The 25048-nt window shown below is 40.9% G+C and carries 23 protein-coding genes and 1 other annotated feature; of the genes, 6 read left to right on the top strand and 17 right to left on the bottom strand.

Annotated features, from left to right (window positions below; all coding sequences use genetic code 11):
* Window positions 1–159: 159 nt before the first annotated feature.
* From FZC79_RS03015 to FZC79_RS03035, 5 genes are all read right to left on the bottom strand, one after another.
* Window positions 160–1095 carry an ABC transporter ATP-binding protein gene (locus FZC79_RS03015; protein ID WP_148945378.1) on the bottom strand — a complete coding sequence of 312 codons (936 nt, stop codon included), beginning with the start codon at window positions 1093–1095 and terminating at the stop codon, window positions 160–162.
* Window positions 1095–2165 (bottom strand): ABC transporter ATP-binding protein, encoded by a 1071-nt coding sequence (locus FZC79_RS03020; protein ID WP_148945379.1) that lies wholly within the window; start codon window positions 2163–2165, stop codon window positions 1095–1097. The genes FZC79_RS03015 and FZC79_RS03020 overlap by 1 nt, the downstream gene beginning before the upstream one ends.
* Before the next feature lie 17 nt (window positions 2166–2182).
* Window positions 2183–3205, bottom strand: a complete 1023-nt coding sequence (opp3C, locus tag FZC79_RS03025; RefSeq protein ID WP_148945380.1) for an oligopeptide ABC transporter permease — start codon at window positions 3203–3205, stop codon at window positions 2183–2185.
* A complete protein-coding gene (gene opp3b, locus FZC79_RS03030; protein WP_148945381.1) occupies window positions 3205–4134 on the bottom strand; it encodes an oligopeptide ABC transporter permease in 930 nt (309 codons plus the stop codon). The genes opp3C and opp3b overlap by 1 nt, the downstream gene beginning before the upstream one ends.
* 181 nt (window positions 4135–4315) lie before the next feature.
* Window positions 4316–6004, bottom strand: a complete 1689-nt coding sequence (locus FZC79_RS03035; RefSeq protein ID WP_148945382.1) for a peptide ABC transporter substrate-binding protein — start codon at window positions 6002–6004, stop codon at window positions 4316–4318.
* A 490-nt stretch (window positions 6005–6494) separates the two neighbouring features.
* Here FZC79_RS03035 and FZC79_RS03040 point away from each other — a divergent pair, with 490 nt between their 5' ends.
* Entirely contained in the window at window positions 6495–6869 is a 375-nt protein-coding gene (locus tag FZC79_RS03040) for a DUF3899 domain-containing protein (protein ID WP_148945383.1), read from the top strand.
* A gap of 40 nt (window positions 6870–6909) precedes the next feature.
* Window positions 6910–7135, top strand: a binding site (T-box leader).
* A 75-nt stretch (window positions 7136–7210) separates the two neighbouring features.
* The gene (trpS, locus tag FZC79_RS03045) at window positions 7211–8197 is read left to right on the top strand and encodes a tryptophan--tRNA ligase (RefSeq protein WP_148945384.1); all 987 of its coding nucleotides are present in this window, start codon (window positions 7211–7213) and stop codon (window positions 8195–8197) included.
* Window positions 8198–8384: 187 nt separating this feature from the next.
* Here trpS and FZC79_RS03050 read toward each other — a convergent pair whose 3' ends face one another.
* From FZC79_RS03050 to FZC79_RS03070, 5 genes are all read right to left on the bottom strand, one after another.
* The gene (locus tag FZC79_RS03050; RefSeq protein WP_148945385.1) at window positions 8385–9131 is read right to left on the bottom strand and encodes a YjbA family protein; all 747 of its coding nucleotides are present in this window, start codon (window positions 9129–9131) and stop codon (window positions 8385–8387) included.
* Between the two features lie 175 nt (window positions 9132–9306).
* Window positions 9307–9555 carry a hypothetical protein gene (locus tag FZC79_RS03055; protein ID WP_252183226.1) on the bottom strand — a complete coding sequence of 83 codons (249 nt, stop codon included), beginning with the start codon at window positions 9553–9555 and terminating at the stop codon, window positions 9307–9309.
* A gap of 373 nt (window positions 9556–9928) precedes the next feature.
* A complete protein-coding gene (locus FZC79_RS03060; RefSeq protein WP_187442617.1) occupies window positions 9929–10711 on the bottom strand; it encodes a DUF2268 domain-containing protein in 783 nt (260 codons plus the stop codon).
* A gap of 358 nt (window positions 10712–11069) precedes the next feature.
* Window positions 11070–12308 carry a beta-ketoacyl-ACP synthase II gene (gene fabF / locus FZC79_RS03065; protein WP_148945387.1) on the bottom strand — a complete coding sequence of 413 codons (1239 nt, stop codon included), beginning with the start codon at window positions 12306–12308 and terminating at the stop codon, window positions 11070–11072.
* A gap of 66 nt (window positions 12309–12374) precedes the next feature.
* Complete coding sequence (locus FZC79_RS03070) at window positions 12375–13310, bottom strand: beta-ketoacyl-ACP synthase III (protein ID WP_148945388.1); 936 nt, start codon at window positions 13308–13310, stop codon at window positions 12375–12377.
* Window positions 13311–13571: 261 nt separating this feature from the next.
* Between FZC79_RS03070 and FZC79_RS03075 the strand changes: the two genes are divergently transcribed.
* Window positions 13572–13802, top strand: coding sequence for a hypothetical protein (locus tag FZC79_RS03075; RefSeq protein ID WP_148945389.1), 231 nt, complete (start codon window positions 13572–13574; stop codon window positions 13800–13802).
* A gap of 989 nt (window positions 13803–14791) precedes the next feature.
* Here FZC79_RS03075 and FZC79_RS03080 read toward each other — a convergent pair.
* From FZC79_RS03080 to FZC79_RS03095, 4 genes are all read right to left on the bottom strand, one after another.
* Entirely contained in the window at window positions 14792–14980 is a 189-nt protein-coding gene (locus tag FZC79_RS03080) for a ComZ family protein (RefSeq protein WP_148945390.1), read from the bottom strand.
* A 2-nt stretch (window positions 14981–14982) separates the two neighbouring features.
* Window positions 14983–15945 (bottom strand): BMP family ABC transporter substrate-binding protein, encoded by a 963-nt coding sequence (locus FZC79_RS03085; RefSeq protein ID WP_187442624.1) that lies wholly within the window; start codon window positions 15943–15945, stop codon window positions 14983–14985.
* A 191-nt stretch (window positions 15946–16136) separates the two neighbouring features.
* Window positions 16137–16895: a hypothetical protein gene (locus FZC79_RS03090; RefSeq protein ID WP_148945392.1), complete on the bottom strand. Its 759-nt coding sequence runs from the start codon at window positions 16893–16895 to the stop codon at window positions 16137–16139.
* Window positions 16896–16922: 27 nt separating this feature from the next.
* Window positions 16923–17663, bottom strand: coding sequence for a hydrolase (locus tag FZC79_RS03095; RefSeq protein WP_148945393.1), 741 nt, complete (start codon window positions 17661–17663; stop codon window positions 16923–16925).
* Between the two features lie 562 nt (window positions 17664–18225).
* On the opposite strand from FZC79_RS03095, the gene FZC79_RS03100 reads away from it, so the two are divergent.
* Window positions 18226–18417: a YjzD family protein gene (locus tag FZC79_RS03100; protein WP_397541097.1), complete on the top strand. Its 192-nt coding sequence runs from the start codon at window positions 18226–18228 to the stop codon at window positions 18415–18417.
* A 657-nt stretch (window positions 18418–19074) separates the two neighbouring features.
* On the opposite strand, the gene clpB is transcribed toward FZC79_RS03100, so the two are convergent.
* Window positions 19075–21666, bottom strand: a complete 2592-nt coding sequence (gene clpB / locus FZC79_RS03110) for an ATP-dependent chaperone ClpB (RefSeq protein WP_148945395.1) — start codon at window positions 21664–21666, stop codon at window positions 19075–19077.
* Window positions 21667–21765: 99 nt separating this feature from the next.
* Complete coding sequence (locus FZC79_RS03115) at window positions 21766–21948, bottom strand: YjzC family protein (RefSeq protein ID WP_113930483.1); 183 nt, start codon at window positions 21946–21948, stop codon at window positions 21766–21768.
* A gap of 313 nt (window positions 21949–22261) precedes the next feature.
* Here FZC79_RS03115 and FZC79_RS03120 point away from each other — a divergent pair, with 313 nt between their 5' ends.
* On the top strand, window positions 22262–23074 hold the full coding sequence (locus FZC79_RS03120) for an undecaprenyl-diphosphate phosphatase (RefSeq protein ID WP_148945396.1): 813 nt from the start codon (window positions 22262–22264) through the stop codon (window positions 23072–23074).
* An 825-nt stretch (window positions 23075–23899) separates the two neighbouring features.
* Window positions 23900–24592 carry a Crp/Fnr family transcriptional regulator gene (locus FZC79_RS03125; protein ID WP_148945397.1) on the top strand — a complete coding sequence of 231 codons (693 nt, stop codon included), beginning with the start codon at window positions 23900–23902 and terminating at the stop codon, window positions 24590–24592.
* 139 nt (window positions 24593–24731) lie between these two features.
* On the opposite strand, the gene FZC79_RS03130 is transcribed toward FZC79_RS03125, so the two are convergent.
* A complete protein-coding gene (locus tag FZC79_RS03130) occupies window positions 24732–25040 on the bottom strand; it encodes a metal-sulfur cluster assembly factor (RefSeq protein WP_148940689.1) in 309 nt (102 codons plus the stop codon).
* Between the last annotated feature and the right edge of the window lie 8 nt (window positions 25041–25048).

Here is a 25048-nt window from a genome sequence, read left to right on the forward strand (position 1 = left end):
CTATTTTAACAATGGAAGTACATAAAATGGAAGGATTTTAATTAGGAAATTGTCGAAATTTCCAGGGAAATGATTTTAACAGAGTTTAGCAGAGTTTAGCAGTATTAATGAGGGGAAAAACTAAAAAAGACCTCAGAATATACTGAGGTCTTATGAGTGTTAGTTTTTATATTGTGCTTTATATTGAGCGAATTCCTTCTCAGAACAATAGATGAAGTGTCCAGGAGCAACTTCACGAAGTTCTAATTGGTCATCTTCTGTATAGTTATGAACTGCAGGGTCGTAGGTTTTACGCTTACGAGAACGCTCATAGTCTGGATCCGGCAATGGAATCGCAGAGAGAAGTGATTGGGTATAAGGGTGAAGCGGGTTCTTATACAAAGCATCACTAGGAGCAAGTTCTACAAGCTTACCATAGTACATAACTCCGATTCTGTCACTGATATACTTAACCATTGAAAGGTCATGAGCAATAAACAAGTACGTCAATCCTTTTTCTTTCTGAAGCTCCTTCATCAGGTTAACGACCTGGGCTTGGATTGATACATCCAAAGCAGAAATCGGTTCATCCGCGATGATGAAATCAGGATCAACGGCAAGAGCTCTGGCAATTCCCAAACGCTGGCGCTGACCGCCGGAGAACTCATGCGGATAACGGTTGGCATGTTCCTTATTCAAGCCGACTGTCTCCAAAAGGTCATGAACTTTTTTCAATCTCTCTTCTGAAGAAGCAGCCAATCCGTGTATATCAATTCCTTCTGCAATCAGATCCGCCACCTTCATACGAGGGTTTAGAGACGCGTATGGATCTTGGAAAATCATTTGCATTTTGCGGTTGAACTTTTTAAGCTCTTTACGCGATTTTTTACCATGGACATCTTCACCTTCAAATAAAACCTGTCCATCAGTTGCATCATAAAGGCGGATAATTGTTCTTCCTGTTGTGGATTTACCACATCCAGACTCACCAACCAGCCCTAATGTTTCTCCTTTATAAATATCAAAAGAGATATCATCAACTGCCTTAACCATATTAGGTTTCCCAGGATTAAAGTATTGCTTTAGATTTCTGATTTCAAGTAATTTTTCAGCCATTATGAACGAACCTCCTCAAATAATACCGGCTCATCATAGTTGGAAGGCATTGTACGCTGTCTTACTTTAACAGCTTCCGGCGGCTCAACTTTAGGAGCATTCGGATGCAGCAACCAAGATTTGACGAAGTGTGTATCAGACACTTTATAAGTCGGTGGTTCTTGTTCGAAATCAATCTTCAGAGCATACTCACTTCTAAGAGCAAACGCATCCCCTTTAGGAGGGTTCATTAAATCAGGAGGAGTACCAGGTATCGCCTGAAGCTGCTGCCCTGTTTCTGTGTCCAGTGTCGGCATGGATGCTACAAGTCCCCAAGTGTAAGGATGTCTTGGATCATAGAAAATCTCATCCACTGTACCCGATTCAACAATTTGTCCACCGTACATAACAGCTACCCTGTCTGCCACGTTTGCCACGACGCCAAGGTCATGGGTGATGAAGATGATTGATGTATCAATTTTATTTTGCAGATCTTTCATCAATTCAAGGATCTGCGCCTGAATGGTCACATCCAATGCAGTAGTCGGCTCATCAGCGATAAGAATTTTCGGGTTACAAGCAAGCGCGATAGCAATTACAACACGCTGTCTCTGTCCGCCTGAAAATTGATGAGGGTACTGCTTGAAACGGCCTTCAGGATTCGGCAGTCCAACAAGCTTTAATAATTCAATCGTACGTTTTTTAGCATCGGACTTACTCATGTTCTGATGCTTCAACAACGGCTCCATGATCTGCTTGCCAACTGTCATTGTAGGATTAAGAGATGTCATCGGATCCTGGAAAATCATTGAAATGTCTTTTCCGCGGATTTTTTGCATATCTTTTTCTTTAATTTTTGCTAAATCTCTGCCTTCGAAATTAATTTCTCCACTCTTGATGAATCCTGCAGGATGAGGCAAAAGTTTCATGATGGCTTTTGTTGTAACTGATTTACCAGAACCTGATTCACCCACGATTGCCAATGTTTCACCTTTATCCAAGTGAAAATCCACACCGCGGACGGCTTTAACTTCTCCCCCGTAAGTCGTGAAGGAGACTTGTAAATCTTTAACGTCTAATACTCTATTCATATTTTCTACTCCTTCCACTATTTACGCATCTTAGGATCGAGCGCATCACGCAATCCGTCAGCAAGCAAGTTAAAGCTCAAAATAATTAGTGAGATAACGACAGAAGGAATCAACATCATATGCGGATATGATTGAATCGATCTGTATCCGTCATTTACTAGTGAACCAAGAGATGCTTGAGGTGCAGCGATACCCAATCCGATAAAGCTCAGAAATGCTTCAGTAAAGATTGCACCAGGGACTGTGAACATTGTTGTAATGATAACAGGTCCCATTACGTTAGGAAGCAGGTGTTTCCATATCAATCTGTTGCTTGTTGCACCCAATGTACGGGAAGCCAGGACGAACTCCTGATTTTTCAACTGCAGGATCTGTCCACGGACTATCCGGGCCATACCAGTCCAACCGGTTATAACCATCGCCATAGTTATCGTAAATAATCCTGGCTCAAATAAAAGGATAAACAGGATTACAACAATCAGATTTGGAATTCCTACTAGTATCTCAATGATACGCTGCATGAAATCATCTACTCGGCCGCCATAGTAACCGGAGATTCCACCATACGCGATACCAATAATTAAGTCGATAACGGCAGCAAGGACTCCGATGTATAAGGAAATACGTGTGCCCTGCCAAGTCCTGGTCCAAATGTCACGTCCCAAATCATCTGTACCGAACCAGTAACTCTTCTCAACTTGACGCTGTTCATAAACATTGTTTCCATTCTTATCAATTCCATCAAACCACGAAGACCATGAAAGGGCTTCAATTTTAGGAGGCAGCTTAGCATGACGGATATTTTGATCTTTATAAGACATTTCAGTCATATTAGGCCCTACTATAGCCATAAGGATTATGACGATCATAATAATTAACCCAATTATAGCACCTTTATTTTTGAAAAGGCGCAGCCATGCATCGTGCCAAAAGCTGAGGCTGGGTCTTCCTATGACTTCTGATTCAGACTCATTTGCTTGTCGTGGTTGGAAAAGGTCAGGGTTAATGTTTTCTAGGTCTTTTCTATTGTTAGTATCCATTATTTCTTCCCTCCAGCCAGACGAATACGAGGGTCAATTATTCCATACAGGATGTCCACAAGGAAGATTACTCCAATGAACAAGGCACTATAGAATAAAGTTACACCCATGATTACTGTATAGTCACTTGTGTTGATTGAGTTGACGAATTGGAATCCAAGACCTGGCACAGCAAAGATCTGCTCGATTACAAGCGTACCTGTCATGATACCAACTGTCATTGGCCCCAAAATTGTGATAATTGGAATCATTGCATTTCTGACTCCATGCTTTAAAACTGTCGCTGTTTTTGTGATACCTTTAGCTTTGGCCAGAAGAATGTAGTCTGAGCCAAGAACCTCCAGCATTTCGGTACGCATAAAACGGGCAATCGTAGCCACGACCCCAACAGTCAATGCGAGTGTAGGCAGTATGGTGTATTCAAATCCTCCCCATAATGCTACTGGCAGCCAGCCAAGTTCTACACCGACCCAATATTGCAATAGGCCTGCGAAAACGAAGGCAGGAATCGAGATACCGAGTACGGCCAAAGTAGTTGCACCGTAATCTACCCATGAATTATGCCTAAGTGCGGCAATAATTCCTAAAGCTAATCCAACAATTGTTCCTAGTACGATTGCTTGGAATCCAAGTTGTGCGGAAGGACCAATACGCTGACCGATAATTTGTGTAACCGGGCGGTTGTCGTATTGGAATGACAAACCTAAATCACCTTGTGCTAAGTTTGTCATATAAGTTACGTATTGTACTGGGAGAGGATCATTCAAACCGTATTTTTCCAGGATGATTTCCTGCTGTTCCGGTGTCAGCTTTTCTTGGTTTGAAAGCGGCGATCCAGGAAGGAGCTTCATCAGGAAGAACGTGGCTGTTGCGATGATGATTAATGTTAAAAACATATAAGCTAGTCTCTTTAAAGTGTATTTGATCACTCTTTAGCCCCCCTTTTTCTTTTTATTTTTTTTGGCTACCTTACATATTATATCTTATTTCGACAAATTTTCAATCTATTTCTTAAATTACAATTTCTTTCAGGTAATCAGGGAAAAAGGAGAGCATATGCCAATGCATACACTCTCCTTTTGAAAGTTTGTCTCATTGAGCGATTATATGTTACTCAATGTGTGCCCATTTGTAAGAATTGTCAGCACCGAAAGCGTGACGAAGGATTCCTTGTACATAAGGGCGCTCTAGGTAAGCACTTCCTCTTTGGTACATTGGAGAAATCGCAGCATCTTCGAACAAGATTTGTTCTGCTTTAAGCATTGCTTCCCAACGAGCTTCTGGGTCACCAAGCAATGTAGTCTTAGCATCTTCAATCAATTGGTCATACTCAGGGTTAGAGTAGCCCATTTGGTTATGAGCGCCATCCGTTACGAACATGTCAACAAATGTCATTGGATCTGGATAATCCGGGCCCCAGCCAGCGAATGAGAAGTCATAGTCGCCTGCAGTTTCCAGATCAAGTTTTTGAGCGAAAGGCTGTTGAGAGATAGTTACAGTCAAACCTTCAAGGTTAGTCTCCAACTGTTCTTTCAAGTATTCACCGATTTTTCTAGAGCTTTCAGAATCATAGTTCAATAGTTCAAGAGAAACTTCTTCGAATCCTACTTCTTCTTTAGCTTTAGCCCATGCTTCTTTAGCAGCTTCTACGTTAGTTTCATTGAAGTTGCCGTTAGCTTCACGGAAATCAGTTCCATCAGGACCGTAAACGAATTCTTGTGGTACTAGGAAGTACGCAGGGATAGATCCGTTGTTAAGAAGAACGTCAACCATACCTTGCTTATCCCAAGCCATGTCGATTGCTTTACGTGCATTAACGTTAGCTAGAGTTTCATTTCCTTGGTTAAAACGAAGGAAGAATACTGAAGTAGCTGAACGTGTTTTGAAGTTTTCGTCATTTGAATATTGGTCAACGAATTCAGCAGAAAGTCCTGCGATATCCGCTTTCTCAGTTTCATAAAGGTTTACACCTGTAGCAGTGTCTTTAACAATGTTCCAGTTGATTTCTTCAAGCTGTACTGCATCAGCTTCCCAGTAATCAGGGTTTTTCTTAACCTGGAAGCTTTGCTCATGTTTCCAGTCACTCATAACGAAAGGACCATTGTAGATAGAAGTATTAGCTTCTAATCCGTATTGATCGCCTTGCTCAGTTACGTATGCTTCATTTTGCGGGTAGAAAGTTGCGAAAGAAAGCAATTCTTTGAAGTAAGGTACAGCTGTTTCCAACTGAACTTCAAGAGTTTTTTCGTCAATTGCTTTAACACCAAGCTCATCCAAAGGAAGATCGCCGGCGTTAACTGCTTCTGCATTTTTAAGGTCATACATGATGTATGCATACTCAGCAGCAGTATCAGGATTCAAAGCTTTTTTCCAAGCAAATTCAAAGTCGTTTGCTGTTACAGCATCTCCATTGGACCAAACAGCGTCACGGATTTTGAAAGTGTATGTTTTTCCATCTTCAGAGACTGTAGGCTCTTCAGCTGCCATACCAAGCACCGCTGCATCATTTTCACCTAAACGATAAAGGCCTTCGTACACCTGGTTCATTACGTTGAATGAAACAGCGTCAGTTGCTAGAGCTGCATCCATTGATGGGATCTCAGATCCTTCTAGCAGGTTAAGTACTTGCGCTCTCTCTTCTGCAGCAGGCTCTTCCTCGCCGCCGTTATTTCCAGAGTTAGCGTTGTTTCCGTTATTTGCTGCATTGTTGCCGTTGTTACCGTTGTTACCGCCGCAAGCAGCTAGGAAAGTTGCTAGTGCCAATAATAGCACTAAAAGAAATGAAAACTTTTTCTTCATCTTGAAATTGACCTCCTCGTATTTCATATTTATTTATCTTCCGATTTATCAGAAGATTCGTTTTCTATTATACAACATACAGAAATTATTGCAATATTAATTTAACAGTTTTTTTGCAAAATTGACACATCACCTTATAAACCCTTATGTATCAATGGTTTAGACGCATTTTAATTTGAATTCTTTCTATTACAATCTTTACAATTGGCGTTATTTGAGTATAAATTACCAAAATATGCATATATAATACGCCGTCTATTAGTGTCTCTATTCTTATGTTTATGCAAAAAAATGAATGCTTATTTCATATAACTATTTCACTTCTTTTCTTTGGAGGGCATTTTAGTCTTCTAACTAATAGGGAAGTGTCAGAATTGAAAGAAAACTACCCTTTGTGAAATTGCGTCAATAATGAATATATATTTAAAAAATCTTGATATAACCCCGTGGGATTCGTTATACTAAAAAAAAAATAATGTTGGTGAATTAATTGAAAAAAGTATTTTTTGCAGTGTTAACAATCTTTCTGATCTCTGCCGTTATATCATTTTTCTCCCAGGATGAAATCTTTCTTGGCATCATCAATATCTCCTTCCTTATCGGAATGGGATTCCTGGTTATCGGCGGATTGATGAAAGTCGTCGAATCGGGTTTCTTCAATGGAATTCAATATGCTTTTAAGCGTTTTCGCAAAAGCAGCAAAGAAGGAAGCTACATAGCCCAGTTTGATGATATGGATGATACAAGTGAGGCCTACAAAGAATTTAATAAAAGGGACACTTACCCTTTAACTATGCCATTACTGTTAAGCGGAGGCATCGCGGTTGCAGCCGATCTTGTTGTCTCCTACCTTTTCTATACTTGATTTTGGTTTATGAATTCTTTTATAATCATTTCTGGATAATATTTATGCGATGACAAAGAGTAGTACATATATCTTGGTTTTTCAGAGAGTTTGTGGCCGGTGCGAACAAACAACCGAAGTATGGAATGGACTTTCGAGCATCATAAGTGAACTAAAGTAGCTTAAGACGGCAGCCCGCCGATATCCGGGCACCATGTTTACATGGACCAAGCGGCCTTCCGGGGCAACTTAGGGTGGCACCGCGGAATAATCCATTCGTCCCTATTCATATTTAGGACGGGTGGATTTTTTTATGTTTACTTATACTAGTAGAAACAAACTTTTTGAATGGAGGAATGGAAATGGAAACTATTTTCAGCGGTATACAGCCAAGCGGTACGATAACCTTAGGCAATTATATTGGAGCTCTTAAGCAATTCGCAGAGCTGCAGGAGGACTACAATTGTTATTTCTGTGTAGTCGATCAGCACGCTATAACGGTTCCCCAGGATAAGCTGGAGTTAAGAAAGAACATTAAAAGTCTGGCTGCTCTTTATATAGCCAGCGGAATCGACCCTGATAAATCAACACTATTTATTCAGTCCGAAGTCCCTGCCCATGCTCAGGCTGGCTGGATGCTGCAATGTGTCGCTTACATAGGAGAGCTGGAAAGGATGACTCAATTCAAGGATAAGTCTCATGGAAAAGAGGCCGTGTCGGCAGGACTGCTTACTTATCCTCCATTAATGGCTGCGGATATCCTGCTATACAAAACAAATCTTGTTCCTGTCGGGGAAGATCAGAAACAGCATCTTGAATTGACCAGGGATCTGGCAGAGAGATTTAATAAGAAATACAATGATATCTTCACTATACCGGAAGTCAGGATTCCGAAAGTTGGAGCAAGGGTGATGTCCCTTCAAGATCCATTGAAGAAGATGAGCAAATCAGATCCTAACCAAAAAGCATTTATCACTCTCTTAGATACTCCTAAACAAATCGAAAAGAAGATTAAAAGCGCCGTGACAGATTCTGATGGAATTGTAAAATATGATAAAGAACTAAAACCGGGAGTTTCCAATCTTCTATCTATTTATTCTATTCTTACTGATACGAGTATCGGGGATTTAGAAGAAAAGTACGATGGAAAAGGATACGGAGACTTCAAAGGAGACCTTGCAGAAGTTGTTGTGAATGCACTGGCTCCTATTCAGCAAAGATATAATGAGCTTATTGATTCAGAAGAGCTTGATGAAATTCTTGATAAAGGTGCAGAGAAAGCCAATTTTACCGCTAATAAAATGGTTAAGAAGATGGAAAAAGCTATGGGACTAGGAAGAAAAAGATAGAGAGTACGCAAAAGGGAGCTTGAACAGCTCCCTTTTGCCTTTTTTAAATCAATTCTAGTTTAAGCCATGAAAACTTGAATATGCAGCAGATTTAAATACCAAATTAGCGTTCTTCTATAGAACTTTGCTGGCTGCCAGTATTAAACAGCCGTTATACAGAATAAAAGGCAGCCCCAAAGGCTGCCTTTTAGTTCACTTTTGGACGATTTTCCATTTCCCACAGTTTTTCAAAAAATGGCTGTCCTTTTATTAAATTTTCACAGAAAAGCAAATGCTTGTCTGTCCACCCCTCTTTTGTTTCTTCAAAAAGGCTCTGCCACGCTTGTTCAAAGTCCAGCGATTGTATTCTTTCATAATTTTCAGGTGTCCACTCTGTACACCAGTACCTGATTTCCGCTGTATTCTTTGACGAATGCAGCTGATCAAGTGCCATGAACATCAACTGTTTCAATTGTCTTTCCCTTCTGGTCAAGCCACTCATGATCGTCGGCTTAGGAGAAAGAATATGATAATCCTTATCTGATTTTTCCTGCAGGAAATTATAGCTGTATGGCTCTTGATCTTCTGTCATTTCATATACCAGCTGTTCCTGGCGCGGGATGATTCTGCTTTTTCTGATTGGGATGGAATAGCCGATTGTATCAACAGCCAGTATGCCTGTTCCATCCGTGACAATAAAACAATACTCCAGCTGAATTCTTTCATGATTTTTACGCAGATATGCTTTTTGGTAGATATCATTGAGCAGTGACTGAGGAAGTTCTGACAAGTCATTTTCTATGTAATGGAAAAACTCAGGAGTTACTTTGATAAGAGGAACCTGGTCGAGAAGCTCAATAACATCCTCTTTCCTCCACTCATGAAAATGACAAATATTGTAACCGTTTTCTTCACCTTCAAACCAATTTACCCATACGTCATGAAGATATAGCATGATTGACCCCTCGCTTCAGCCTATTTGTCAATCAGTATAGGCAATCAACACCCAATTTATTCCTTGTAAAGCTCATTTTTGCGGCAGGATTTATTAGAATATTTATCAGCCTGCTGGAGATTTATTATAACTTCTAGAATAAGCGTTAACTAATACCGAATTCATTTTGTAGATATTAACTCTTTCTAGCAGGAGAATAGATCGAAATAGTTATTAAAAAGATCCCTGCCAGCAAAAGATAACTTTCTACCCTTCCTAATATGAAAAGAAAATAGTCTTGAAAAGACAATCCAGCAGCCAGAAAGTTAAGGTACATAATCAATGTCACTCCGCCAGATACAGAAAATCCAAATCCAATTAATAATATAAATACTCGAAACATCATTCCTTCCGCCCTTACCGTCCAGATTTTCAAGATATTCATTTTTCTCACCTTTTCTGCTTGTCCATGTACTAGCATTCTATGATAAGAAATTAGAATATATGAACATTCAAAACGGAAGAAAAAACCATTGAAAGTTTGTACGCACAAAAAAGTTGCGATGTTTTCCTTAGAGAGTCTTTGCAATACTGATCAAAGACTCTTGCTTACACTATTCAGCATTCTTGTATCTTAAATAAAGGCTGTTTTCGCATATATTGTTGCATTCGGATATCCCCGGATACTAAGAGTTTAACTCTAAACGGGGAAGAGCAGCTTTTTTCTTTTCGGTTTTGCCAGATTTCATCTTCGTAATAGTCTTTTGAGATTAGTAACAAAGTTTACGAAAAGAGACTGAATAAATCGTTCATCCTTTTCAATCCTCTCCTGCTTTTTCATCTTCAATAAACCGATTAGAATCAAGAATCATCATTTGTCTTGCAGACATTTCATTTTTCTCTCTGAATTTACCTACTAAATAAAAACCAATAGCATATCCAAGCATGCTTGGATACTTTCCTCTTCCCAGCAGAAGCTGATCATGCCTGGAGTCATTTTTTCTTAAGTGAAGTTCATTTTTAATGTGTTGATTCCATAACTTTCGAAGAAGAAGCTCACTATATTTTTTAGTCCATTCGCTGACATAATGATCACCGCAATATTCTTTCACAGCATCTTCTGCCAGCCCTTCGAATATAAGGGAGTCCATCAATGTATATTCAGCAGGGTTCTTCTTTAATAGATTCATCCGAGTACAATGGTGATACTCGTGGACAAATAAAGCTTCCCATTCCTTTTCATCTTCTTCATCGGAAAGGAATAAATAAATTTCCTCTTTGAAGGACACACCCGATTTTTTCAAACCGCTGCTGAAGATTCCCCTGGAAGCTTGCACAGGAAATATATAGACCGGTATCGAGGGTCCCTTCCATAATGCCCGGTACTTTTTATAAAATAGATTAACCTTCTTCCAGGCATTGCGACCCTTCAAAGAGAGAACCAATTGTTTTGTATATAAGGAAGGCGTGTACATTCCAAAAGATTTCAGATAACTGTACAATTCGGCTGCCTCTTTACTTGTGATTCCTTTTTTCATAAGTAATTTCTCAGGTTCCTCAGCATAGTCATCCAGCCACTTACTAGTTTCAATAACTCCCATTAAACATCCCCCTTTTTCATCATTCGAAAAATCCTGCTGATAAGTTTCTTCTTTCATTCTATTTGTTTCGATGAATGACAAAAGAACAACATCACTTTCTGAGAGGCAGCAGAACTCATAAGAAATATTCTAACTGCCCATTCTTTGTGAAGGGCTATTTTTATGTTTTATTAAAGCTGGATTCCCCTGTGGCAGATAAGGAAAAGCAGTTACTCTTTCTTGCTTTTCAAGGAAGCTGCTATGAACACAGTTTTTTAGAGTTATTTATATCGCTATCAGCAAATTTCCAGAAAAAACGAAATAAAAAAAGACTGTTTCATAAGGATTTTTCTATATCCTTATGAAACAGTCTGGAGAATTATTTATATTTTTTAAATACAATAGTTGCATTATGGCCGCCGAATCCAAGTGAATTGCTCATAGCCACGTTCACTTCCGATTTCCTGGCCCCTTCTGTAACATAATCCAAATCGCAATCGGGATCAGGCGTCTCAACGTTGATTGTTGGTGGAAGGATATCATCCTGCAGAGCCAGGACAGAGAAGATAGCCTCTACTCCGCCTGCTGCACCCAGCAGATGGCCTGTCATGGACTTTGTTGAACTGACAGCCAATTTATAAGCATGATCATGGAATACTTCCTTGATTGCCATTGTTTCATATTTATCATTATAAGGAGTGCTTGTTCCATGGGCATTAATATAGTCCACATCTTCAGCGGAAAGACCTCCATCTTCAAGGGCGATTTTCATCGCCCTTGCCCCGCCTTCTCCTCCTGGTGCTGGAGCAGTAATATGATGTGCATCGCCTGTGGATCCATACCCTACGATCTCAGCATAGATTTTTGCTCCACGGGCAAGTGCGTGTTCAAGGTCTTCCAGAATGACGATTCCAGCTCCTTCGCCCATTACGAATCCGTCCCTCCCAGCATCAAAAGGACGGGACGCCTTGGTTGGATCCTCGTTTGTGGATAATGCTGTATTGGCACAAAAGCCTGCCATAGACATTTTAGTAATCGGTGCTTCAGTACCTCCAGTCACCATAACATCTGCATCTCCGCGCTGAATCACTTTGAAAGCATCTCCAATAGAATTTGTTCCAGTGGCGCAAGCTGTCACAGTACATGAATTGATTCCTTTGGCTCCCAGCAGAATGGACACCTGCCCCGCAGCCATATCAGGAATGATCATAGGGACGAAGAAAGGACTCACTCGGCGGTAGCCCCGCTTCTGGAAGGTCTCAAACTGGTTTTCAAAGGTTTCCATACCGCCGATACCCGATCCAATCCAAACTCCTACTCGGTTGGCTATATCTTCTGTAATTTCAAGGTTTGCATCTTTCACTGCCATCATGGAAGCCGCCACTGCATATTGTGTAAAGCGGTCCATCTTCCTCGCTTCTTTCCGTTCAACATATTGCTCAGGATCAAATCCTTTTAGCTCTGCCGCCACTTTTGCAGGATATTCATCTGCATTCAGCCTGGTCAGCGGGCCAATTCCGCTCTTCCCCTCCAGGATACCTGACCATGTGGTTTCAACATCATTACCAAGCGGTGTTACCGCACCTAATCCTGTTACTACTACTCTGCGCTTTGTCACTTCATTCCATCTCCTTTTTTTGGTCATAGAAGAAATATATATTAGTAAAAATGCTCTTCAGATCCATTACCGGCCCCATCTGAGGGCAATCGCGCCCCAGGTCAATCCTCCGCCGAACCCTACCATCACCAGGATATCGTCATCTTTTATCTTGCCGGCTTCCAGCTCTTCCACCAGTGAAATAGGAATGGAAGCAGCGGAAGTATTTCCATACTTATGAACCGTCTTGGACATCCTTTCCTCTGGAAGTTCAAGACGCTGCCTTGAAGCTTCCATGATTCTGATATTCGCCTGATGAGGAATTAGAAAGTCGACATCTTCTTTTTTTAATCCCGCTTTTTCGATAACATTGATACTGGATTCTCCCATTTGCCTTACAGCAAACTTAAAAACTTCTCTTCCATTCATATAGATAAAGGCGTCATCCTGAAACAAATGCTTGCCGCCGGAACCATCGGCACCTAGTTCAAATGAAAGAATCCCTCTTCCCTCGGAAACCGGTCCCATGACTACAGCTCCTGCACCATCTCCAAAGAGGACTGCTGTATTCCTGTCATTCCAGTCGGTGATTTTGGAAAGTTTTTCAACACCAACCACCAGAACATGTTTATAAGCTTTGTTTTCAATGAATTGTTTTGCTGTTATCATTCCATACATGAATCCCGCACATGCCGCACTTACATCCATTGCCGCAGCTTTACTGGCCCCCAGCCTCTCTTGAAGGATGGTTGCAACAGATGGGAACGGACGGTCAGGTGTAACCGTAGCAACCAGGATTAAATCGATTTCAGCCGCAGAAATGCCGGCATCCCGGATGGCATTGACTGCCGCTTCATAGCTCATGTCCGAGGTATCCATATCATCCCCGGCAATCCTTCTTTCTTCAATACCAGTCCTTGTACGGATCCATTCATCTGATGTATCAACTATTTTTTCTAAATCGGCATTTGTTAAAACCTTTTCAGGCAGATATCTCCCAATCCCGATAACACCAGCATTCATATTTAGTCCCTTCTTTCCGGTTTTATTGCCGCAGCATAAGATGAAAGCCAAGATCTTCTGCCGCGTATGTATACTGTAAAATTAAGCTTATACTTAATATTTATATCAATTATTATGACTTGGTACTAATTTTAACGAAAATCAACTTTTGTTGCAACAGTTTTATATTTTGAGGCCTCTATGCGTTTGTCTATACAAGCACGGCCGATGCACATACTCTATTTGTAATAGAGTCCTATTTTACAGGAAGGAGAATCGTATATGGAGCAGAAACAAAATCGCCCGCATCCCTTTGATGTCATGGTAATGGGAAGAAGAGAAGAACCCAAGACTGATGAAAAGGAAGATCGTCTTGAAGATGTTAACGAAGAAGAATCGGAAGAAAATGTAGATCTTATGTCGCATATTGAAAATTTGATGATTGCAGTGTCAGATCTAAAGCCACTTTTTCACAAAGTCATGCCCCTCATAACCAAGTGGACGAAATCCTGAATAGCTTTCTTTAATATGTATAGCTATAAGGGAGTATCAACTAATGCCCGCATATCTGCTAACTCTGTTTATAGATGCAGAGCTGTCAGGTTTATTTGCAGCATAGATTCTAAGTTTTGAATTGGTGCTTTCTATACAATAGTTTGTACGGCATCTTATTACTGATGTTCAGATTATATGTTTATACTGCCTTTTTCAAAATATCATTCTGGTGGTTTTTTAGTTTGATGTTGTTAAATGGGAAGGTTTACTGCAACATGTTCTCAATTTTAGAAGTTGATGCTGTTTATACCGCCTCTTTACAACATCATTCTTCTGGTTTTATAGTTTGATGCTGTTAAATGGGGAGGTTTACTGCATCATCTTTACGATCTGAAGATTTCATGCTGTTTAACGCGAGTTTTTACATCATCATGTTCTCAATTTCAGGAGGTGATGCTGTTTATACCGCCTCTTTACAACATCATTCTTCTGGTTTTTTAGTTTGATGCTGTTAAATGGGAAGGTTTACTGCATCATGTTTACGATCTGAAGATTTAGTGCTCTTTAACGCGAGTTTTTACATCATCATGTTCTCGATTTCAGGAGGTGATGCTGTTTATACCGCCTCTTTACAACATCATTCTTCTGGTTTTTTAGCTTGATGTTGTTAAAAGGGGAGGTTTACTGCATCATGTTTACGATCTGAAGATTTAGTGCTCTTTAACAGGATCTTCTGTTTTAGTTTTCAGCTCACTTTAGAACGCACCAGACAGCACCCATTCTTAAAGAAAGAAGGACGAAATCCATGGGGATTCCGTCCTTCAGCTTTTTATTTAGGCTGTTTTCGCATATATTGTTGCTTTCGGATATCCCCGGATACTAAGAGTTTTAACTCTAAACGGGTAGAGCAGCTCTTTTTTTTTCGGTTTTGCCAGGTTTCATCTTCGTAATAAGGTAATTTCTTTGAAAATAGTATAGAATAGCAACAAAGTTTACGAAAAGAGCTTTTATTTATTTTCTTCCTGTGCGTCTCTATATCCCATCTCGTAAGCCTCATTCATTACCTGTGTAAAAAGGGTCATGAAGGGCTGGATCATGTCTATAGATAGTTCAATCCCTGACTGCTCCAATTGTTCTTTTGCTTCTGGCAGGTATTTCATAGCAATTTGCATAAACTCCATATTCTTATCTTGCATCCCTACTCATCCTTTCTTTCATGCGGGAGTTCCCCCATCTTAATATAATGACTGATATCACTTTCGATGACTTCACGGAACTGCTCATCTACCTCCGGGCTGAATTTCCCCATGGATATGACGCCGTCCTGGAAATCAAAGGGTATATTTCCTGATTTCAGTTTACCATTAGAATATCTTTCCGCAACTACTTCATAAAGTTTGTCCACATGCTGCACAGTGCTGGTGAGGACCGTTGACTCACCCATATCGGACTGATCCGATACATAACCAACTGCATGCAGTCCTTTTTCCTTCAGCTTCTCGATGATTGAAATATTATATCCGTCTCCAGCTGGATAAACGATATCCACGCCTTTTCTTAATTGAGTATGTAAAAGTATCATGGCCTTTTCTGTATGATCCCAGTCATCCGTGTAATCAACCGTCACCTCAACACTGCTATCCTGAAAGTCAGCACCTTCAATAAATCCTTTCACTTCCGGCTGCCAAGCATAAGAAGCGACAACTCCGATATTTTTCGTTTCTGATTCATGGGCAGCCGTCATTCCGCCAAAGAACCCCATAGCGTATCCTTCAAACTTTAAACTGGTAGTATTCGGCTGGCTGGCATTGCCATTAAAACTGACAAAATGCATGTCAGGATAATCTGAGGCTAAGTCATTGAAAAGGGAGGCATATTCCTGGCCATGCCCAAAAATCAAGTTGACATCTTTCTTATCATACTCCGCTACTGCCTGTTCAACAGCCTGCCTTGTTTTTATTCCTTCTTTATAAAAGACATCCACTCCAAATTGAGACTGTATTTTTAGTAACCCTTTATATCCTTTCGTTCCCCAAACTTGGTCGCTTATCGTTTCAGGAACGAGAAGACCGACGTTCTGAAGGCTTTTCTTATCACTTTGCCCTGAACATCCAGTCAATAAGAGCATCAAAGTCAGGAAATAAATTAATTTCTTCATTATAGCAACTCCTTAAGGATGTCATCCAACCGCCGGCTTCTGCTTGCTTCAAAGTGAGCCTTTTAGTGATGACATCTTGATTCGCAGATATTTGCGAATCCCCTGCAATGAATCGATTGGCCGGCAAGGGTTTGACTCTTCTATTTTACCTTGCTTTATGCATGAAGAAAAGAAAAAGTTGACTTGGTGGTCTTTCAGGGACTCTTCTGAAGCTCGAGTACCTCTTCAAAAGACAAAGTTGCTTTCACACTGACATGCATCAATGTGTCGGGAACGATGTCAATATGATTCAGCGTCTCTCCACTGTCTTGTACAGCCTTCTTTAACAGATTCAGGCTTTTCTTCCAGCTGTCCTCTTCTTCAGAAAGAAAAAGGAGGCTGTTTAAATTCCTTCCGTGGTGGAGTACGGCCTGAGCTGCATCTTTAACATAAATAGCGGAACGGGGATCATCCACGAATTCAGCATCCCTATTTGATTTAGATATCAACTGCTGAAATAAAAAGGTTTCAGGCTGTCTTGGTCCAATAAGAGTAGGGATATAAATTGAAGAGAGATTGGTCATATCTTGCTCTTCCATAAATTGAAGAAAGTCAGAAAGTTCATCTTTCCCTGCTCTATCGGAAAGCACAGTTGGAAGCAATACCGTTGCATCTTCGAAATTTTTTTTGTTTTTTTCAATAAACCCGGTGATAGCCGCCAGCGTTTCACCCCTCTTCCTTTCTGTAAAATAATCATATAAATTAATGTAGACGGAAGCTTTGGAAATTCTCTCTGAAATCAGTTGGTGGAGGGGCTGGTAAGTGATATTTGAGTTTCTTCCCACCTCGAGCCACCTTTCTCCTGCTTCATTTGCAGTATCGGCTGCCAGCACTTCCAAACCCTCCTCCAGCATAGCCAGGCACAATTCAAAACCGAAAAACCCCGTGGCACCTGTTATAATCGCTTTTTCCATATTTCACAATCCCTCCTCGCTTCCAGTTTAAAGTTGTTCATGTGCTGAAAAGTATGAAATGATTTTATAGGAAGCTTTATGTTTCTTTTCTGGAAGAATGATATATATCTCTCCAGGGAGATGTTTAGTATTTCGTTCTATATATATATCATTTATGAGGGGAAACTGATTTTTATAACGGTAAGAGTTGATTGATTGAATGGTGTAAAGTGGTTTATCGGTTTTCTTGAGGTCTCTCCCCGCATGGACACCTGTGTTAACCACATCCTCACATTGCTGCTCTTCTAAGTTATAAGCCACCGTGATTTCTTTCATAAGTTTCTTATAAAAAAACTTTTGTTCTTTTTCTTGTGAAAAATGTTCATACAGGGAGATGCATGGAGTCAGCATCACCACAGAACGTATTTGATCTCCCATTGAAGAAAGCAGCTTTTCGACGAACAGCCCCCCCATTCCTTCTGCAAGAATATGAATCTTCTCGTTAATGATTTCCCTCCTCTTAATATAATGGTAAAGACGCTGGGTCAAACCAACGGCTTTATCGCTTCCCCAGTTTGCTCCATATAAGTTGGAATAAAAAACAATGTATCCTTTTTCGGTAAGTGCACTGATAATCGAATGTCTTGTCTCCTGCTGAATCCAAAAGCTGCTTTTTTCATCTACATAATGATTGACATCTCCTATAATCAGTACGGCAAAACCGTTTGGGCGGAAAGGATAATGTACTATACAATGTTCATTGTCGATGGTGAAAATTCGTTGGCTCATTTAAAAAATCCCCTTTTATAAAGCTGTCTTCCGAAGCTATAATGATGGTTTTCTGTGCCTGTGCACAGCTAAACATAACTCGTCATGATAGTTTATGGAAAAATTCCTTCATTGTATGGGGGACAGCCTATAAAACAGTTAAAACTCAGCGGATTTCATCTTTTTTCTCCATCTGTAAACTTTGAATCAGTCAGCCTTATACAAAAGAGGAGTAATGAAAAGGGGAAGCACCCTTTTAGCTACAGCAGTCAGTTGTTCTAAAGTATTAAAAAGGGCCATGAAATAGTTGCTTTCGGGGAGAGTGTTTAGAACCGCACCTAAGCAGTTTGCAAACAAAAAATTTTTTCACCGTTATGAAGAATCTCATATAAACTTTATTACAAATCGAGTAAGACACAAAGAGTTCATATCCAGGAAAAGGTTTACATTGTTAAACTGAAAATGATTTATTATTTCTCATTCTTATGGTACGATAATACAGAAAATGTTTAATAAGGGATCAATGACACTTTCCCTTCTGGACTCTATAACTATTTGTTATACATAGATGCATGGAATTGAGGTGAATGTTTTGAAATACTTTTGGACTTTCTTCTGGACCATCCTGCTGGTAGAAATGACTGTTTATGTTGTCAGTTCAATGACAGGGGCTCCCTTCGTGCTTGAGACAGGCTTAATATTGGGGGTAGTTGCCTCCATACTGATAATTGTCGTTTCAATGATCATTCCTAACGACCCCATTGAAAATCATTAATCAGAACAAAAGCGGAAGCGCCTCGGTCAGCTCCGACAGGCAAATGTTCCTCAGAGAAAAAAAAGCGCTCTTTCCTTTTATTCTCTGAGGGTTATTTGACCCCGAGGGGCTAGGCGCTGAAGCTGGACGTAACAAAAGCGGAATCGCCTCGGTCAGCTCCGACAGGCAAATGTTCCTCAGAGAAAAAAAGGCGCTCTTTCCTTTTATTCTCTGAGGGTTATTTGACCCCGAGGGGCTAGGCGCTGAAGCTGGACGTAACAAAAGCGCAAGCGCCTTGTCCAGCCCCGACAGGCAAATGTTCCTCAGAGAAAAAAAGGCGCTCTTTCCTTTTATTCTCTGAGGGTTATTTGACCCCGAGGGGCTAGGCGCTGAAGCTGGACGTGGATATCATAGCTATAAGTTATCCACAGAGAGTGATTTTATCATTCTCTAAACAACAAAAAAGGAGATCCGCTCTATTGCGGATTCTCCTTTTTTATTTTGGCTGTTTTTCGCATACATTGCTGCTTTCGGAAAAATTACAAGAGCGATATCCCCCGCATACTAAGGGGTCTCTCTCTAATCGGGATAGCGGCTCTTTTCTTTTAATGCTAACTAGCTTATACCGGTGAATGTTTAGGAATTAACAAATAGCAGCAAATTTTACGAAAAGAGCTTTTATTTATCAAAAACAATCTTATCCTCAAGGATATCTATCTTGACTGTATCCTCTGCTTTAAAATGACCTGCAATAATTTCCCTCGCCAATTTCGTTTCAATATTTTTTTGAATGTACCTTTTTAACGGGCGTGCCCCATAAACTGGATCATATGCTCCTTTTGCAATGAACTCCTTCGCAGGGTCAGTGATCTCCATGGTGATATTCTGTTCCTGAAGCCGTTTTTGCAGGTCCTTAATGGCTTTTTCTACGATACCTTTAATGTTTGAGATACTCAGAGGCTTGAATAGAACGATATCGTCCACGCGGTTAAGGAATTCCGGCCTGAAGGATGCCCTCAATTGACCCATAACATTTTCTTTCGTACTTTCATCAATTTCTTCTGAACCTTCTTCTCTCTCCAGCAGAAATTGTGAGCCGATATTTGACGTCATAATAATGACTGTATTTTTAAAATCAACGGTTCTTCCTTGCGAGTCCGTAATTCTGCCATCATCCAGCACCTGCAGCAGTATATTGAAAACTTCGGTATGAGCTTTTTCTATTTCATCAAGTAGTATGACAGAATACGGCTTTCTTCTGACTGCCTCTGTAAGCTGTCCGCCTTCTTCATAGCCGACATACCCCGGCGGTGCTCCAATCAGTCTGGATACCGCATGTTTTTCCATATACTCTGACATATCAACCCGTATCATCTGCTCTTCGCTGTCGAATAAGGTATGGGCAAGGGTCTTGGCCAGTTCGGTTTTTCCAACGCCTGTCGGGCCAAGGAATATAAAGGAACCAATAGGCCTTCCAGGGTCTTTGATTCCTGCTCTCGCTCTCAGGATTGCATCGCTGACGAGCTGGACGGCATCTTCCTGGCCTATTACACGCTCATGCAAGATACTCTCAAGCTTTAGCAGCTTTTCCCGCTCGCCTTCCACAAGCTTGCTGACGGGAATCCCTGTCCATCTAGCCACAATGCCGGCAATTTCTTCTTCTGTGACCTCTTCACGGAGCAAGCGGTTTTCCTGTTCATTCGCCATTTCTTTTTCAAGCTCTTGCAGTTCCCGTTCAGCCTCAGGAATTTTACCGTGACGAAGCTCAGCTGCTTTGTTCAAATCGTAATTTCCTTCCGCTTCCTCAAGCTGCCGGCGAAGCTGCTCCAATTCTTCCCTTTTTCCTTGAAGTGAATTGATTTTTTCTTTTTCCATCTGCCATTTTGCCTTCATTGCATTGCCTTCTTCTTTCAAATTGGAAAGCTCTTCTTGCAGCTGCAGTAAACGGTTCCTGCTTGTTTCATCCTTTTCTTTTGAGAGAGCCGCTTCCTCAATCTCGAGCTGCATGATTTTCCGGGTCACCTCATCCAGTTCAGATGGCATGGAATCAATTTCTGTCCTGATAAGAGCACATGCTTCATCGACCAAGTCTATCGCTTTATCTGGAAGGAACCGGTCAGTAATATAGCGGTTGGAAAGAGAAGCGGCGGCTACTATTGCTTTGTCATGGATATTGACTCCATGGTGGATTTCAAACCTCTCCTTTAATCCTCTGAGTATGGAGATCGTATCTTCTACATCCGGCTCTTTGACCATAACTTGTTGAAATCTCCGCTCCAAAGCCGGATCTTTTTCAATGTACTTTCGATATTCATTCAAGGTGGTTGCTCCAATACAATGGAGTTCTCCCCTTGCAAGCATTGGCTTCAATAGATTGCCTGCATCCATGGCACCTTCTGTTTTTCCGGCTCCAACGATTGTGTGAAGCTCGTCAATGAACAGAAGGATATTTCCATTGCTGCGCTTTACTTCATTTAATACAGCCTTCAATCTTTCTTCAAATTCACCCCGGAACTTTGCCCCTGCCACAAGAGCACCCATGTCCAGTTCAAAAATCTGCTTATCTTTGAGGCCTTCTGGAACATCCTTTCTGACGATCCGTTGAGCAAGCCCTTCAATGATTGCGGTCTTCCCTACCCCCGGTTCTCCAATAAGCACCGGATTGTTTTTTGTTTTTCTGGAAAGAATTCTGATGACATGGCGGATTTCGCCGTCCCTCCCGATAACCGGATCCATCTTCCCTGTTTTCACTTCTTGTATTAAGTCTCTTCCATATTTTTTTAGTGCTTCATACTTTGCCTCCGGATTCTGCGTGTTCACGTTCTCTCCTCCTCTGATTTCCTCAATGATAGTAGATATCTGATCTTCTGATAAGAATTTTTCAACATAAACAGCGGCAGGATGCTGCTTTTGCCTGTGAAGCGCCAGCGCAAGATGTTCTACAGACAGGTACTCATCCCCCATCTTGGTTTTTATCCTGTCGCCATCTTGGAAAAGCCGGTTAAAATCCTGGGAGGCATACTGGCCATAACTCACTCCCTCCCCTGACACAGCAGGTTTTTCAGAAAGCAGTTTATTTATATGGTAGATAAATTCATCGGTATCTATACCGGCCCTGCTGTAAATTGAACGAAGCAGTCCGTCTTCTTGGGAGAGCAGCGCTTTCCATAAATGCAGAACCATAATATCAGTATGTTGCAATTCTTTTGCGATTTCTCCGGCGGAAACAATTGCGTCCTGTACCTTGTATGTGAAACCTTCAATATTCATTGCACACCTCCGTTTTGACCATTATTGACCTTTACTTTCATTATAATTATTACCGAAAAAAAGTAAAGCCATCCGCTTTAGGATGGCTTTACTGCTTCACTATTGAGTTTTTGGCATATATGTCCAATAACGTTTGTCATTAGAGGTTTCCGGAAAACGGTCACCAGCTTTCAGTTTGACTTTCTTCGGGTTCATGACACCGCTCCCGGTCTCACCTATCTCGAGATAGATACCGTTATTCGGTGCTTTCTGTCCAGAGCGAAATTGTCTTGACTGGCCCATGGCAGTCCCTCCCTTATTGCAATTTTCTTTGTAAATCTGACACAAACGAAAGGCGATTGGACGAATCGCTTACCTTTACTATGACTTTCATTGAACAAAAAGATTCACGGCTTTTATTGCCATTCAAGATGGTTGGTTTCTGAAGGTGACTGTTGCCGGGCGACAGAACCTGTCAGTACTTACTATCTTTTATACTCTGCAAGACGACTCTGCATCGGGCTTCTCTGAAAACTGTTCAGTTATGTCTTGCAGGTATCAGTTCTTTGTTGTTAAATAGAGAGATGTGAAGAAATTTTTCAATGGAGGAAACTAAATGACTGAAACTGCATATGAGCTCCTGAAGTACCTGTTTCTTGGATTATTTCAAGGGTTTACAGAACCGATTCCAATCTCTTCAAGCGGACATTTACAACTCGCGCAGCATTACCTGGGCATAGACCTTCCCGGATTAACATTTGAACTGCTTGTCAACACAGCCTCATTATTCGCCGTACTAATTATCTACCGGGGAGATATCCTGCGTCTTATAGTCAATGGGCTGGGTTACTTCAAAGAAAAAACACCTGAAAATAAACGTGACTTTCACTTTATTATTTACCTGATCATCGGAACTATTCCGGCGGGAGTGATTGGTGTATTATTCGGTGACTTTATTTCTGAAGAACTTTCCGGAATCAAAACAGTTGCCATTACGCTGATCATAACTGGTTTCGCCTTATGGCTGATCCGAAACCTTCGGGGACGCAAACACGATGGCGACCTTACCTTCAAGGATGCCATCATTGTAGGATTGGCACAGGCGGTTGCCTTGATTCCAGGAATAAGCCGTTCCGGGGCAACAATTGTCGCAGCAATGGCTAGAGGGATGAACCAGGAAACAGCACTGCGGTATTCTTTCCTTCTGTTTATTCCGGTGAGCTTTGGAGGTATGCTTCTTGGTTTATCTGACCTGCTAGCTGATGAAAACTTAACAGAGAGAGCCATACCATATGCTGTCGCGTTCCTTGGTTCTCTGGTTGCTTCCTACTTCTCGCTTAAATGGTTCATGAATATCATGGCCAAAGGTAATTTGAAAATTTTCGCCATTTATTGCGTAATTGTCGGTGCAGCTGTACTGATCTTCTAAGAGAACGGATTTTTTCCGTTCTTTTTTTATGCTCTTTTCAGATGGCTGTTTTCTTAATAAGACGGCTATATTTAACCTCGTAATCCAGGGAAGACGAGAGCTGCTCACCTGTTCAGGATGAAAAAATCCTGCCTCTTAAATTTTACCGAATACACCTATCCAAAAGGAAAGAGTGCACCAATTAATTTCCCAAAAGGCTGGTGGTTAACCTCCTTTTTAAAAAGTGGATTGGAGGGAACGGGTTCTTTTTTGAAGTACAAACTTCTAATTAGCCAAAGAAATGGTTGAGTGATTTCCACTCCAGATGCGTGACTCCGCGGGGCGTGCGGTGAGCCTCCTCGGCTTCGCCTGTGGGGTCTCACCTGTCACGCTAGTCCCGCAGGAGGTCACGCACCTTCCGTTCCAATCGCTAGAATCTCTATAATTAACTATAATTTACAACTCTCCTTCATACTAATATTAGGATTGAACGTGTATAGGAAATTGTGTCACAAATTTTGAAAAACAAAAAGTTCTGTCATTTACTATTTAGCATGCATTTTGCATAACCAATTGAACAGATTTACCAGTAAGAATACCGCTAAACCAACCAAAAAGGAGCGTCAAAATCAATGCGATTTGACACTCCTTTTGATGTGTAATTGTTAATTTTGCACTCGAAAACAGAACCCGTTAATTGGAGGGCACCTTTTTTAAACTAAGAATCCCGTTTGAGAATGATGGAAAATTCAAAGATTGCATACTGGATCTTTTCTATACAGATGAGCAACACGCTAACAGCCATATGTTATAATGGCGTTACTTATATTGTGGCGGGGTGATGAGATGAGCGAACCCAATAATCCTTTTACTGAGATTGAAAATCTGTTTACAAGCCAGGCAAGTTTAAAGAAAGTTGAAAAAGGCCGTTATTTGTTTCAGGAAGGTGAGACAGCCAAGGAATTATTTCTTGTTAAGAGCGGGAAGGTACAGATCGGAAAAGTGATTCCCGACGGCAGGGAGCTTAGCATGAGGATTTGTTCCAATGGTGATGTGATTGGAGAATTAACATTATTTTGCGATGAATCCACTTACATGCTTAATGCCAAAGTTATGGAGGATTCTGAAGTCTATATCCTTTCAAAACAGATTTTTGAAGAAAATCTCTCGAATAAGCCGCAGCTGACTGTTGAATGGCTGAAATGGGTCCAGCTTCAAAGCAGGAAAAATCAAACGAAATTCCGCGATCTTATTTTACACGGGAAAAAAGGAGCTCTATACTCCACTCTGATCAGACTGACAAACAGCTACGGAAAGTCGGTTGATGAAGGTATTTTAATTGATTATCCGATGACCAACCAGGAGCTTGCCAACTTCTGCGGCACATCAAGGGAAGTAGTCAACCGGATGCTGAGTGAGTTGAGAAAAGAAAAAATTGTAATAGTCGACAAAAACAAAATCATTGTGCATGACTTGGATTATCTGAAGAAAGAGATTGATTGTGAGAACTGTCCAATTAATGTCTGCACGATAAAATAGAGATGATAATGAAGGAAACTGCATTAAGGATTGGACGGTTTCCCTTTTTGTCGAAGATCATCCAGCTGCTATTCCATGGAGTAAAAACATAAAAAAGCAGTGCAACATTCAGATGAATTTGCACTGCTTTTTTATGTTTTTATCGAATACCCAGTGCGATTTTCGCATATCTGGACATTTTGTCTTTACTCCAAGGTGGATTCCAAACGATATCCACTTCTGTTTCTTTTACCTCAGGAAGATCAGAAAGAGCTGCTTTCACCTGATCCACTATTGTTCCCGCCAGCGGGCAGCCCATCGATGTCAATGTCATAGTCACCGTCGCTTTGCCTTCTTCATCCAAGTCGACGTCATATACTAAGCCGAGATTGACGATATCTATTCCCAATTCCGGATCGACAACTTGTTCAAGTGTCCCCATCATACTATCTTTCATATCTTGATCCATCTAATTTC

Origin of the sequence: Rossellomorea vietnamensis (assembly GCF_008180615.1) — a bacterium.
GTDB lineage: Bacteria > Bacillota > Bacilli > Bacillales > Bacillaceae_B > Rossellomorea > Rossellomorea vietnamensis_D.